This window comes from Micromonospora rhizosphaerae (genome assembly GCF_900091465.1).
Lineage (GTDB): Bacteria > Actinomycetota > Actinomycetes > Mycobacteriales > Micromonosporaceae > Micromonospora > Micromonospora rhizosphaerae.
Window position 1 is genome coordinate 5844365 of the sequence record NZ_FMHV01000002.1, and the last position, 12996, is coordinate 5857360.

The 12996-nt window shown below is 68.7% G+C and carries 15 protein-coding genes; 7 read left to right on the top strand and 8 right to left on the bottom strand.

Annotation, left to right across the window (positions count from 1 at the left end; translation table 11 throughout):
- Window positions 1–33: 33 nt before the first annotated feature.
- Entirely contained in the window at window positions 34–267 is a 234-nt protein-coding gene (locus tag GA0070624_RS27555) for a thiamine pyrophosphate-binding protein (protein ID WP_091345785.1), read from the bottom strand.
- Window positions 268–294: 27 nt separating this feature from the next.
- Window positions 295–2661 carry a bifunctional salicylyl-CoA 5-hydroxylase/oxidoreductase gene (locus GA0070624_RS27560; protein ID WP_091345786.1) on the bottom strand — a complete coding sequence of 789 codons (2367 nt, stop codon included), beginning with the start codon at window positions 2659–2661 and terminating at the stop codon, window positions 295–297.
- 119 nt (window positions 2662–2780) lie between these two features.
- Here GA0070624_RS27560 and GA0070624_RS27565 point away from each other — a divergent pair, with 119 nt between their 5' ends.
- Entirely contained in the window at window positions 2781–3527 is a 747-nt protein-coding gene (locus GA0070624_RS27565) for an SDR family NAD(P)-dependent oxidoreductase (protein ID WP_245719036.1), read from the top strand.
- 150 nt (window positions 3528–3677) lie between these two features.
- On the opposite strand, the gene GA0070624_RS27570 is transcribed toward GA0070624_RS27565, so the two are convergent.
- Complete coding sequence (locus tag GA0070624_RS27570) at window positions 3678–4115, bottom strand: acyl-CoA thioesterase (RefSeq protein WP_091345788.1); 438 nt, start codon at window positions 4113–4115, stop codon at window positions 3678–3680.
- A complete protein-coding gene (locus tag GA0070624_RS27575) occupies window positions 4112–4312 on the bottom strand; it encodes a hypothetical protein (RefSeq protein WP_091345789.1) in 201 nt (66 codons plus the stop codon). The genes GA0070624_RS27570 and GA0070624_RS27575 overlap by 4 nt, the downstream gene beginning before the upstream one ends.
- Window positions 4313–4757: 445 nt before the next feature.
- On the opposite strand from GA0070624_RS27575, the gene GA0070624_RS27580 reads away from it, so the two are divergent.
- Complete coding sequence (locus GA0070624_RS27580; RefSeq protein WP_091345790.1) at window positions 4758–5609, top strand: PaaX family transcriptional regulator; 852 nt, start codon at window positions 4758–4760, stop codon at window positions 5607–5609.
- Here the strand turns inward: GA0070624_RS27580 and GA0070624_RS27585 are convergent.
- Together GA0070624_RS27585 and GA0070624_RS27590 are read right to left on the bottom strand one after the other, a co-directional pair.
- A complete protein-coding gene (locus GA0070624_RS27585; protein ID WP_342672758.1) occupies window positions 5606–6073 on the bottom strand; it encodes a RidA family protein in 468 nt (155 codons plus the stop codon). The genes GA0070624_RS27580 and GA0070624_RS27585 overlap by 4 nt on opposite strands.
- A complete protein-coding gene (locus tag GA0070624_RS27590; RefSeq protein ID WP_091345792.1) occupies window positions 6051–6812 on the bottom strand; it encodes an SDR family NAD(P)-dependent oxidoreductase in 762 nt (253 codons plus the stop codon). Before GA0070624_RS27590 ends, GA0070624_RS27585 begins: the two co-directional genes overlap by 23 nt.
- A gap of 80 nt (window positions 6813–6892) precedes the next feature.
- On the opposite strand from GA0070624_RS27590, the gene GA0070624_RS27595 reads away from it, so the two are divergent.
- Window positions 6893–8089 (top strand): thiolase family protein, encoded by a 1197-nt coding sequence (locus tag GA0070624_RS27595; RefSeq protein ID WP_091345793.1) that lies wholly within the window; start codon window positions 6893–6895, stop codon window positions 8087–8089.
- 11 nt (window positions 8090–8100) lie between these two features.
- Window positions 8101–8901 (top strand): enoyl-CoA hydratase-related protein, encoded by an 801-nt coding sequence (locus GA0070624_RS27600; protein WP_091345794.1) that lies wholly within the window; start codon window positions 8101–8103, stop codon window positions 8899–8901.
- Window positions 8902–9570: 669 nt separating this feature from the next.
- On the opposite strand, the gene GA0070624_RS36165 is transcribed toward GA0070624_RS27600, so the two are convergent.
- A complete protein-coding gene (locus tag GA0070624_RS36165) occupies window positions 9571–10026 on the bottom strand; it encodes a hypothetical protein (RefSeq protein ID WP_245719037.1) in 456 nt (151 codons plus the stop codon).
- Window positions 10027–10198: 172 nt separating this feature from the next.
- Between GA0070624_RS36165 and GA0070624_RS36170 the strand changes: the two genes are divergently transcribed.
- Entirely contained in the window at window positions 10199–10579 is a 381-nt protein-coding gene (locus tag GA0070624_RS36170) for a hypothetical protein (protein ID WP_245719038.1), read from the top strand.
- Complete coding sequence (locus GA0070624_RS36175) at window positions 10552–10857, top strand: transposase (protein WP_245719039.1); 306 nt, start codon at window positions 10552–10554, stop codon at window positions 10855–10857. Before GA0070624_RS36170 ends, GA0070624_RS36175 begins: the two co-directional genes overlap by 28 nt.
- A gap of 618 nt (window positions 10858–11475) precedes the next feature.
- Here GA0070624_RS36175 and GA0070624_RS27615 read toward each other — a convergent pair.
- Window positions 11476–11994: a CGNR zinc finger domain-containing protein gene (locus GA0070624_RS27615; protein WP_218105341.1), complete on the bottom strand. Its 519-nt coding sequence runs from the start codon at window positions 11992–11994 to the stop codon at window positions 11476–11478.
- Between the two features lie 89 nt (window positions 11995–12083).
- On the opposite strand from GA0070624_RS27615, the gene GA0070624_RS27620 reads away from it, so the two are divergent.
- Window positions 12084–12995: an alpha/beta fold hydrolase gene (locus GA0070624_RS27620; RefSeq protein WP_091345796.1), complete on the top strand. Its 912-nt coding sequence runs from the start codon at window positions 12084–12086 to the stop codon at window positions 12993–12995.
- The last annotated feature ends 1 nt before the right edge of the window (window position 12996 follow it).

Genomic DNA, 12996 nt, shown 5'->3' on the forward strand with positions numbered 1-12996 from the left:
CCCTCGGCTTTACGGGGGGTGTGGCTGTGTTGATCAAGGTCCCTCCTGAATTTGGGGGTAAACGGAGCGGACAGCGACGTTGTCTGAGCCGAGCCTTCTGAAGGCGTCGGCCAGGGTGGCCGCACCACACTCGTCCCAAGCGGCGACGAACCGTGCGCCGGATGCGACGAGGGCGTCGGTGACATGGAAGTTGCCGCTGCCGACCACACCGACCACATGGACGACGCCGAGTGCGGGGGTCCGGACGACCGTCTCCGCAGCGATCACGCGTTCCGCCTTCCAGGGGTCAGGGAGTCACTTCGCCGGCTGCCATCGGGCGTGCCGGGTCCCGGGCTCACCCTCACGGACAAGCTGCAGCCGCGGCTTTGGCCCGTCGGTACGCCCCGTCTGCGGTCTGCGGCGCCCCGCCTGCCACGGATCGGGCCACTCCGCGCCCGGTCCCCGGTACCCCTGCTCGGCAGCCGCATGCAGGGTCCAGTTCGGGTCGTAGAGGTGCGCGCGCCCGACCGCACAAAGGTCGGCCCGACCGGCCAGCACGATCGAGTTCACGTCGTCGTACGAGCTGATCACACCGACCGCGATCGTCGCGATGCCGACCCGGTTACGGATCGCGTCGGCGTACGGCGTCTGGTAGGAGCGTCCGAAGGCCGGCTTCTCCTCCGGCGTCACCTGCCCGGTCGACACGTCGATGGCGTCGGCGCCGGCGTCGGCGAAGGCACTCGCTATCGCCACCGCGTCCTCGCCGGTGATGCCACCGGAGACCCAATCGGTGGCCGAGATGCGCACCGAGATCGGACGGTCCTGCGGCCAGACGTCGCGGATCGCGCGGAACACCTCGAGCGGGTAGCGCAGCCGGCCTTCCAGCGACCGGCCGTAGGAGTCAGTGCGATGGTTGGTGATCGGCGAGATGAAGCTCGACAGCAGGTAGCCGTGCGCGCAATGCAATTCGAGCAGGTCGAAGCCGGCCCGCGCGGCCATCTGCGCGGCCTGGACGAACTGCTCGCGGATCTCGTCCATATCGGCGCGGGTGAGTTCGCGGGGCACCTGGTTGACGCCCGGCCGGTAGGGCAGCGGCGAGGGCGCGACGAGTTCCCAGTTGCCATCGGGCAGCGGCTGGTCGATCCCCTCCCACATCAGCCTGGTCGAACCCTTGCGCCCTGAATGTCCGACCTGGATGCCGATTTTGGCCGTGGTCTCGGTGTGTACGAAGTCAACGACCCGCCGCCAGGCCGCCTCGTGCTCGGGGCGGTACATGCCAGCGCAACCCGGCGTGATGCGTCCGCTCTCCGAGACGCAGACCATCTCGGTCATCACCAGGCCGGCACCGCCGAGCGCCTTGCCGCCGAGGTGGGAAAGGTGGAAATCGTTGGGAAGGCCGTCGACCGCCTTGTACATGTCCATCGCCGAGACGATGACGCGATTTTTCAGCTCCAGGCCACGCAGCCGGAACGGTTGGAACATCGGCGGGCGAACGTCTCCGGGCGCCACGCTACGACGGGCGGAGTGGTCGGCGAACCACTCGTCGACGCGCTCGACGAACTCGGGGTCACGCAGGCGTAGGTTTTCGTAGGTGACCCTACGGCTGCGGGTCATGATGTTGAACGCAAACTGCGGCGTCTCCTGGTGGACGTACTGGCCGAGGTTTTCGAACCACTCAAGGCTCGCCTGCGCCGCGCGCTGCGTGGAGAGCACCACCGGTTTGCGCTCTGCTTCGTAGGCCTCGACCGCCGCCGGAACCGTCGGCTGCTCGTGCAGGCACGCCGCGAGCGCCAGCGCGTCCTCCATGGCGAGCTTCGTCCCCGAGCCGATGGAGAAGTGAGCGGTGTGCGCGGCGTCGCCGAGCAGCACGACGTTGCCGTGCCGCCAGGTCTCGTTACGCACTGTCGCAAAACTGATCCACTTTGAGTTGTTCGCATGCACCTCGTGGCCGCCGAGGATGTCGGCGAACAACTCGCGCACCCTCGCGATCGACTTTTCGTCGCTATGTCCCGGCGGGAACTCCCCCGCGGCGAGCACGTCGAAGCCGGCGGCCCGCCACACGCTCTCGTGCATCTCGACAATCAACGTCGAGCCAGTGGCGTTGTACGGGTAGGCGTGGATCTGCATGACGCCGTACGGCGTCTCGCAGACGTAGAACTTGAACGCGTCGAAAACGAGGTCGGTGCCGAGCCACATGTACTTGCAGTGACGCACGTCGATGCTCGGCTGGAAGGTATCGGCGTACTTGGCGCGGATCATCGAGTTGAGTCCGTCGGCGGCGACCACCAGATCGTAGCTGCGCGACAGCTCGTCGGCGCTCGGCGCCTCGGTGCAAAAGTGCAGGGTCACACCGAGGTCCCGGCAGTGCTCCTGCAGGATCTGCAAAAGGCGCCGGCGGCTCATCGCGGCGAAGCCATGGCCTCCGCTCGTCACCACCTCACCGCGGAAGTGCATGTCGATGTCGTCCCAGCGGGCGAACTCCCGCTCCATCGCGTTGAAGATGGCCTTGTCGGCGTGCTCGATACCGCCCAGGGTCTCGTCGGAGAACACAACGCCGAAGCCGAAGGTATCGTCGGGTGCGTTGCGTTCCCACACTGTGATCTCGTGCTGCGGGCCGAGTTGCTTGGCGAGAGCGGAGAAATACAGCCCACCCGCGCCCCCACCGATGACCGCGATGCGCACCGACACCTCCCGTTGTCCGAACCGACGGATCGAGAGTATGTTGTGTTTTCGTCGGTCGTCAAGGTAACGGTAGGAGATCGAGGATGGCTCGATGGCCCCGGTTTCGCGGACGCACGGCAGTGGTCACCGGCGGTTCGGGAGGCATCGGCCGCGCGATCTGCGACGGCCTGGCCGCCGAAGGTGCCGCGGTCGCGGTCGTTGACGTGAACCGCCCGGCGGTGGACGTGACGGTCGAGGCCCTGCGCGTCGAGCACGCCGTCGAAGCGGCCGGCTTCGTCGTTGACGTGCGCGATCCGGGCGCAGTGACCACCCTCATGCGCGAGGTTCACGAACGTCTCGGCGGGCCCCACGTGCTCGTCACGCTGGCCGGAGGTTCGCTCGGCACGCCACGGGACCTGGCGGAAATCGAACCCGAGCACGTCGATCTCGTCATAGACGTCAACGTCAAGGGGACGCTCTACTGCTGCCAGGCGGCCGTGCCGTATCTGGTCGCGGCCGGCGGCGGATCCATCGTCACCACCTCGTCGATCGGCGGCCGGCAGCCCTCGCCTGTCACCGGCGTCCCCTACGCCACCAGCAAGGCGGCCGTGCTGGGACTTACCCGCAGGCTGGCCCGCGAGGTGGGGCCGCAGGGCGTGCGGGTCAACGCGGTCGCTCCCGGGCTCTTCCTCACCGGGCGGCTACAGGGCATGTACGACGCCATGCCGTCCGCCGAGCGCGACGAAGTCCTCGACGCGATCCCGCTGCGCCGCTTCCCCGACCTGCGCGAGGCCGTGGACCCGATCCTGTTCCTCTGTTCGGAGGAGGCGTCGTACATCACCGGCGTAGTGCTCGACGTCAACGGCGGCCGCTTCATGCCGCTATGAGGCGGGCCCTCGCCTGAGAACGCTATCCTGCTCGGCGCCCATGCCGATCGCTCTCCGGCTCCCGGGCGTCCGGATGTGGTTGCACAATCTTTCCTGACCGACTTGGTCCAGCCACAATGGATGGTTATCAGTCGCTCGTGCGCGGCTCGCTCAGGCGCCGCTGATCAATTCACGCGCCTGCGGACCGGACTCCAGAAGCGCCTTGCGCACCTCGTCCAGCCACGGCATCGTGCCGCCGACCTGTGGGTCGGAGCTGACCGCCACCATCGACCCGCGCGCCGCGACCTCGCCCCCACGGCGCACCTCAAAGCTGTAGGTGACCGACGTACGTCCGACCGCTGCAACGCGGATCTCGATGTCGACCCGGTCGCGGAACCACAGCCGCGCGAGGTAGTCCACCTCGTAACGTACGCGCGGGACCACCCCGAACAGGTCGAGCAGTCCGAGCCGCTCGTGCAGGACGGATTCCGCCGACTCGATCCAGCGGATGACGGTGGAGTGGTGGTAGTGGCCGGCCGCGTCGGTGTCCGGCCACTCCACCCGTCGCTGGACGATGACGCTCGCCGCCTCGGTCGCCTCGATCCTCATGGCACCACCGTCTCGGCCTGCGACTGGGCGGTCGCCGTGCTCGGCCACGGCGTCCGCGAGCAGTCAGGGCCCACCTTGTTCGGCAGCGAGCCGGCGGCGCCGGCGTGCAGCGGAAAGACGACGATGCCGCCGAGGCCGAACGTGAACGCGAGCAACGGGGCGCCGGTTAAGACGGCGTCGCACGTGGGCTTGAGCACGATGAATCACCTCAAGGGTCGTACGCAATGCGCTTAGTCTGTCAGTACTGTGACGGAAGTCAAGAAAGCGCGATAAGATTCAACCAACGGCCGATCGGTTCAGCCACGCGGAGCAGCCGTTTCGCCCCGTTGGCATCCGACCGCCGTGACGCCCGCGGAGTGCCCGACCAGCACGAGCCACACCTGCGGACCGAGCGCCTCTGCCGACCAGACCCGGCACCCGATCGACGGCAAGGGCGACGTCGTCGAAGGTCCGGAGCCAGACCCCTTTGCTGGCCGACCCGGCGGAACTCGATCGACGCGACCGCCCACCGCGGGTGGCGCACGGCGGCAACGTGATCCTCGAGCGATCAAAACGATCAGGTCGGGCGGCGGTGCGGGCCGCGCGAGCACCTCGCGGGGGTGTGTCGAAACCACCGCGTCGTCCTGCCGCTATCGTTCATCCGTGACGACGTTGACGGCCGATCCACAGGGGGTCGGCGAGACCCGCGGGCTGCAGCCACGAGCCCTCATCGTGACCACGTACGGGGCGTTCGCGCGGGAGGCCGGCGGCTGGCTTTCGGTCTCCTCCCTCATCCGGCTCATGGCCGATCTCGAGGTCGACGAGCCGGCCGTCCGCTCATCCATCTCCCGGCTGAAGCGCCGCGGCATCCTCGAGGCCGCGAAGCTCAATAGCTCGGCCGGCTACGCGCTCTCGGAGCGGGCCCGGGAAATTCTCGCGGAGGGTGACCGGCGCATCTTCCAGCGGCCCGTCTCCCGCCTCTCCGACGGCTGGGTGCTGGCGGTCTTCTCGGTGCCCGAATCCGAGCGCGACCGCCGGCACGTCTTGCGCTCGAGGCTGACGTGGCTCGGCTTCGGCACTGCGGCGCCGGGCGTCTGGATCGCCCCCGCGCACCTCTATGACGAGGCGCGCGAGGAACTCGAGCGCCTCGAGTTGACTTCCTACGTCAACCTGTTCCGCGCCGAGTACCTCGCCTTTGCCGACATTCGCGCCTGCATAGACCAGTGGTGGAACCTCGAGGGACTGCAGCGGCTGTACGACGAGTTCCGCACGTCCTGGCAACCGGTACTAGCCCGGTGGCGCCGCCGCCGGTCGCTGGACGAAGGCCAAGCGTTCGCGGACTATATCCGGGCGCTCACCCATTGGCGGCGGCTCCCGTTCCTCGACCCGGGGTTGCCCGTCGAGCTCCTCCCAGCCAACTGGCACGGCTCCCGCGCCGCCGACCTGTTCGAGTCGCTGCAGCTTCTGCTGCGCGAGCCCGCTCACCGGCACGTCCGCGCGATCACTGGCCGTTAGCCGGGTACGACCGCGATCCCCTGAACTTCAACGAGCGCCTCGACGTCCCAGAGCCGGGCCACGCCGATCCCCGCCATCGCCGGGTAGTCACGGCCCACCACCCGCCGCCAGACGGCACCGATCTCGCGCGCGTGCGACCGGTAGTCCTCCATGTTGACGATGTAGACCGTCAGGCTGACCAGGTGAGCGGCCTCGCCGCCGGACGCCTTCAGCGCGGTCACCAGGTTGGTCAGGGCGCGCTCGAACTGCTCCACGACTGTGTCACCGACGATGCGCCCGCCCGCATCGAGCGCGGTTTGGCCTGCGAGGAACACTAGCCGACCGCGCTCGACCGAGACAGCGTGCGAGAACCCGGACGGGGGCGCCAACTCGTGCGGGTTGACACGTTCCATAGGAGTTGGATTCCCTTCCCTCCGCGCCATTAGAACACCCTCCGCTCCATCAGGACTGGACGGCGCCGCCATCCACGTTGATGCCCTGGCCCGTCACCGCCCCGTTGACAGCGCAGAGCCACACCGCTTCGGCGACCTCTTCTGGCGTGACCAGGCGCCCGATGGGCTGCCGGGCGGCGAGCGCCGCGCGGGCCTCCGCCAGCGAACGGCCCGTCTTCTCCGCGATCGCGGCCACCGTAACATCGGTCATGGGCGTGTCGACGTACGCCGGACACACCGCGTTGACCGTCACGCCGCTACTCGCCAACTCGGCGGCGGCGGCGCGGACGAGCCCGAGAACCCCGTGCTTCGCGGCTGTGTACGCCGCGATGTAGGGCTCGCCCCGTTTGGCCGCGATCGAGGCGACCACGACCACGCGACCGAATCCGCGCTCGACCATCCCGGGTACCGCCCGGCGTACGCACCGGAAGGGCGCCGTGAGCAGCAGGTCAAGCTGACCCCGCCACATCTCGTCGGTGGTGTCGGCGAGCTTGGCCGAAACCCCCGACCCCGCGTTGGCGACCAGCACGTCGACCGCGCCCCACTCGGCCTCGACCGCCGCGAATACCTCGTCAACGGCGGAGGCCACCGTGATATCGGCGGGAAGCACGAGCGACGGCCCGGGCAACGTCGCGGCGACCTGCCCGAGCTGATCGGTGGAGCGCGCGGTGAGCGCGACACGATGACCCTCGGCCGAAAGTCGCTGCGCCACGGCGCGGCCGATTCCTCGGCCGGCACCGGTGACGAGGCAGGTACGCGTCGCGGCTGGCACGGGGGACTCCTCGCCTGATTAGAGCTGACGGACACCCGCATCTTGTCAATCAGCGGCGACGACCGTCAAGATAGCGACATATGAACGAGCTCAGGTCTCCCGTCATCCTCGACGCCGTCCGCACGCCGTTCGGTCGCTACCGCGGCGGCCTGTCCGGGATCCGCGTCGACGATCTTGCCGCCCTGCCCATCGCGGAACTCGTCGCCCGCCACCCCGGGCTCGACCCCGAACATATCGACGACGTGGTCTACGGCAACACGAACGGCGCGGGCGAGGAAAACCGCAACGTCGCGCGCATGGCGGGGCTGCTCGCCGGTCTCCCGGTCACGGTCCCGGGAACGACGGTCAACCGGCTGTGCGCCAGCGGCGGGGAGGCCCTCTTGCACGGCGCGCGTACCGTCGCGGTCGGCGAGGCCAACCTGGTCATCGCCGGCGGCGTCGAGGGGATGAGCCGTGCGCCGTTCGTCCTGCCAAAGCCGGAGGACGCGCTGCCCCGCAGCATGGAGTTGCACCAGACGACGGTCGGCTGGCGAATGGTCAACCCCCGCCTTCCCGCGCACTGGACCGGCTCCCTTGGCGGGTGCGCGGAGCGGGTCGCCGCCGAGCTCGGCATCGGCCGGGACGAGCAGGACGCGTGGGCGCTGCGTAGTCACGAGCGCGCGAGCGCGGCCTGGGAGACAGGGCTGCACGACGACTACGTCATGGCGGTGACGGCGCCGGACGGCACGGTCGTGCGGCGCGACGAATCGGTACGGCCGAACACGAACGCCGCGAAGCTGGCGGCGTTGCGCCCGGCGTTCGCCTCGGACGGGACGGTGACGGCCGGCAACTCGTCGCCGATAAACGATGGCGCCCTCGCCCTCCTCGTGGGCACACGCGGGGCCGCAGAGGAGTTGGGCCTCACCCCGCTCGGGCGCATCCTCGGCTCGGCGACCGTGGCCGTCGAGCCGGACCGCTTCTCCATCGCCCCCGTGCCCGCCGTCGAGCGCGCGTTGGCGCGAGCCGGTCTCGGGCACCGGGACGTCGACGTGTGGGAGATAAACGAGGCGTTCGCCGCGATGGTGCTCTCGACGCTGCGCGGACTGCCGGAGATCGACCTCGAGCGGGTCAACCCGAACGGGGGCGCGATTGCGATCGGTCACCCGCTCGGGGCGTCGCTCCTGCGGGTCGTCGCCGACCTGTGCCGGCAACTGCGCCGCCGCGGCGGCGGGGTTGGTGTCGCCTGCGCCTGCATCGGAGTCGGCCAGGGTCAGGCCATCGTCGTAGAGGTTCAGTGAGGGAGCCAGAAGTGAAGGTCGAGGAGTTCACCGACGTCGCCTACGAGGTACGCGAGGAGGATGCCGTCGCGGTAATCACGGTCAACCGGCCGGACCGCTATAACGCCTTCCGCGGCCGCACAGTGGACGAGCTGATTAACGCGTTCAAGCACGCCTGGGCGGACAAGCGCGTGGCGTGCGTGATACTCACCGGCGCCGGCGACAAAGCGTTCTGCGCCGGCGGGGACGTCAAGGAGCGCGCGGAGACCGGGTCCTACGGTGAGACCGAGTGGGGCACCTTCGAGATCGAACGGCTACACCGGATCATCCGCGACATCCCAAAGCCGGTGATCGCCGCCGTCAACGGCGTCGCGGTCGGCGGTGGTCACGTGCTGCACGTCCTGTGCGACCTCACCGTCGCGGCCGAGCACGCGCGGTTCGGGCAGAGCGGCCCCCGCGTCGGCTCCTTCGACGCGGGGTTCGGCTCGGCGTACCTCGCCCGCGTCGTCGGCGAGAAGCGAGCGCGGCAGATCTGGTTCCTCCTCGACCTCTACGACGCCGCGACGGCCGAACGGTGGGGACTGGTCAACCAGGTCGTGCCGGCCGAGCAACTCATGGAAAAGGCGCTGGAGTGGGGTCGCCGCATCGGGTCCTACTCCCCCACGGCCCTGAGGTTTCTCAAGCATTCGTTTAACGCCGACAGCGACCACATCGGCGGCCTGTCCCACCTGGCGTTCGACGGACTGGAACTGTTCGCGCACTCCGAGGAGGGTATGGAAGGCGCCCAGGCATTCGCCGAGAAGCGTCCGCCCGACTTCTCGCCGTACCGCTGAACGCGAGCCGAGGGCCGAGCGCACAATGCGGCGGCCCTGTACCTGCCGAAAAGGCATCCGTGCAGCTCGCGGGCTCTCTTGACGTCCAGGTCCGGCCTTCGCCTGGCCGAGGACGTCGCCCGTACCGATCGTCACCGACGACTACGCGATGATGCCGCCTCATGCTGCTGCGACTCGCGTACCTGGGCATCACGAACGCGTTTACGCTGCTGCCTGGCGGCGACCGTGACAAGGACATCGAGATCCTGTCGTTGCGCCATCAGCTCGCGGTGCTGCAGCGCCAGCTCGACGCGCAGCGCGTCCGGTTCGAGCCAGTCGATCGGGCGCGGCTGGCCGCGCTACTGCACCCACTGCCGAGGCCGACCCTGCGGGGTCTGCGGCTACTGCTCCGGCCCGACACGATTCTCAACTGGCACCGTGACCTGATCACCCACCGCCACGCCGCGGCATCGCGGCCACAGCGACGCGGCCGGCCCCGCACCCTGCGCTCCATCCGAGTGCTGGTGTTGCGCCTGGCAAAGGAGAACGGCAGCTGGGGGTATCGCAGGGTGCACGGCGAACTGCTCACGCTCGGGATCAACGTCGCCCCGTCCACCGTCTGGGAGATCCTGCGCCAGGCCGGGATCGACCCCGGCACCCGACCGGGCCGCCACCACCTGGACAGACTTCCTACGTTCCCAAGCCGAAGCGCTGCTGACCGCAGACTTCATCGAGACCGTGACGCTGACCGGAGCGCGGATGTACATCCTGACGGTGATCGAACACGCCAGCCGCCGCATCCGCGTCCTGGGCGTCACGGCGCACCCGACCGCCTGTGGGGCTCGAATACTCGGTTCGGCTGTCTGAAGAGTGGTTCTGTGCGAGCTCGAGCCCGGAGCAGCCATCGTGCTCGTGGCCATGAGCGCGTCGTTGCTGTACCTGCTGCTGCACCAGATCCTGCAGATGTTGTCCCAGATCGCCCGCGACGGTGGGGCCAAGGATGCGGAGATTCTGGTACTCCGCCATCAGGTGGCGGTGCTGCGCCGACAGGTGACCCGCCCCGTCCTCGAACCAGCCGACCGGATGGTTCTGGCGGCGCTGTCGCGGCTGCTGCCCCGCCCGCGCTGGGTCCGCGTTCTTCGTCACCCCGGCCACGCTGTTGCGGTGGCACCGCGAACTCGTCGCCCGACGATGGACGTACCCACATGCCCGGCCGGGCCGGCCACCGGTTGACAAACAGGTCCGTGACCTGGTGCTGCGACTCGCGGCGGAGAACCCGTCGTGGGGGCACCGCCACATCCAGGGTGAACTGGTCGGCTTGGGCTACCCGGTGGCGGCCAGCACGGTGTGGAAGATTCTCAACCAGGCCGGGATCGACCCGGCACCCCGGCGGTCCGGACCGACCTGGAAACAGTTCCTGACCGCCCAGGCTCACACAATCCTGGCCTGTGACTTCTTCACCGTCGACACGGTGTTGCTCAAGCGGATCTACGTGCTGTTCTTCGTCGAGATCACCACCCGGGAGGTTCACCTCGGCGCAGTGACCGCGCATCCAACCGGCGCCTGGGTGACGCAGCAAGCACGGAACCTACTGATGGACCTCGACCAACGCGCGGCAAGCCTGCGGTTCCTGCTCCGCGACCGCGACAAGAAGTTCACACCTTCGACGCCGTGTTCACCGCCGAAGGCATCGACGTGATCAAGACCCCGCCGCAGGCTCCCCGGGCAAACGCGTTCGCCGAGCGGTGGGTGGGCACCATACGCCGGGAGTGCACCGACCGGATGTTCATCGTCGGCCAGCGCCACCTCGCGGCCGTCCTCGCCGAGTACATGGCCCACTACGGCCACCGCCCACATCGATCGCTCGGCCAGCAGCCGCCCAACCCGCCATCGGGAGCCACTGACTTGACCACCGCCAGGGTCCGACGGCGCCCGATCCTCGGCGGGTTGATCAACGAGTATTCGCAGGCAGCATAGCCGAACCGGCTTTACGAGCCCCACAGGCTTCTCGTTTCTCCGTCTTGGTTTGGGGTCGCAAACCTGCGGTCGTGTGCTCGGCGGCAGGACATCAGTCTGTACCGATGTTGCGCGCGCGTCCGGTTGGTGATGGTCCGCCTGACCGTGCGCCGAACGTTGAAGGCCGGTACGTCCGTCACTACAACGGGCGATGTCCCCATCGGGCGTTGCAGCTGCAGCACCACGCTCCGACCGACCCGTCGTCGACCTGACCCACGAACGGATCAAACGCCGACCCACCTTCGGCAGGGCTCATCAACGAATACGAACGCGTCGCGTAAAGCCCCAGCTCAGACCACCTGACCAGGGTATTGGCACCCCCACAGGCCGCATTCGAGGTCGTCGCGTCCGAGCCACTGTCGCCAGTCGTCGTAGGACTCGCGAGCACGGCCCGAATCTCGCCGTCGTAGCCGCGCCATATATCGCCTTGCCCGTCGCCATCGACGTTCAGGGTGCGGAGCATGCGTGGACCGGTGACCGGATACTTGGACATCGCGGCGTGATGGTCCCGCCCTGCCAGGGCACGTCCCTAGGTATAGCGACGTTGAGTGACAGTAGGCGTGCCATGATGGCGCTCCTTCAGGTCGTCCGGGCCTGACGGGCGCGCTCGTAGTGTCGTCGGGCTTTCATGCGGTTGCCGCAGATCGCCATCGAGCACCAGCGGGCATTGTTTGACTTGCTGTGGTCGATGAGATACAGCCGGCACTCCAGGTTGGCGCAGGGGCGTAGGCGCCCGGGGCTGGACACCCGTAGCGCGTTCCAGGCGAGCACCGCTCGGGCGGCCGCCGATCGCCCTTCGGGCAGGTTGAGGGTCCAGGTGAGTCCATCGGCGACGAGGGACGGCCGGCAGCTCACGCCTTCCACGAACCGCGCGACGGAGGTCGGTTCTCCCTCACCACGGACGATGTCCTGCAGTGCCGAGCGCACGTCGATCAGGGAGCGCCACTCGTCCTCAGAGGCCGGTTGGCTGTGGGCGGTGAGCCACTTCCGGCCGGCCTCGAAGGTGGCCAGCTCATCACGTGCTGACCCGTCGATGACGGGTGTGGTGTTGAGCAGGTCGAGCAGCAGGATCTCATCGGTCTCGTCAGTCGCGGGCACGGTCACAATCTAACCCCCAAACGTTGCTTGACAGGTTACATCAACTCGTGCTTGGGTCTAACCATCAAAGTGATTTAGAGGGGTTAGAGATGACTGTTGTTCACTACCGCCACGCGACCGTGCAGGGCCAGCGGCTGTTCTACCGGGAGGCCGGCCCGGCTGACGGCCCGGCGATCGTGCTCCTGCACGGCTTCCCGACCAGCTCGTTCATGTTCCGCAACCTGATCCCCGCGCTGGCCGATCGATACCGTGTGATCGCTCCGGACCACCTCGGGTTCGGGCTCTCTGCCGCCCCGTCGGTCGAGGAGTTCGACTACACCTTCGATGCCCTGGCCGACCTCACCGCAGGATTGCTCGACCGAGTGGGTGTGGGGCGATACGCGATGTACGTCCAGGACTACGGCGCCCCGATCGGCTGGCGCCTCGCGCTGGCCAACCCGGCCGCCATCACCGCGATCATTACCCAGAACGGAAACGGCTACGACGCCGGGTTCGTGGCCGGCTTCTGGCAGACCGTGTGGGACTACCAGCGCGAGCAGACGCCCGAGACCGAGGCAAACATCCGTACCGCGCTGACGCTCGAGGCGGCCCTTGACGGGCCGCACGCGCCGCCGCCTGGGCGCGCGCCGGCCGCTGCCGCTGTCGCTCTGCGGCCGTCACACCTGATGCCCAGCGGCTGGCGCGGAAAGCGGGGAGCCTGGAGGGCCGCCGTGGAACGACAGGCCGTCGACCGGTGGGTTTGTGGGCCGGCAGCCGGCCGGGCCGCGCGGCCACAAGCCCGCGGCGCAGAGCGTGTCACCGCCGGCCGTGGTGGCGATGCGGCGCGGAGTGTGCGGGGCCGCCCCTCCAAGGTCAAGGGCGCTTCGCGTCGCTGCGCGACGGCCCTGCGGGCCGCCCTTGACCCCGGAGCCTCTGCGACCCCTCGGGCCGGCAGTCGCCGGCAGGCCAGGGGCCTGCCCGGGGTGCACGCGCCGCAACGCCACCACGGCCTCGTCGCGTAGT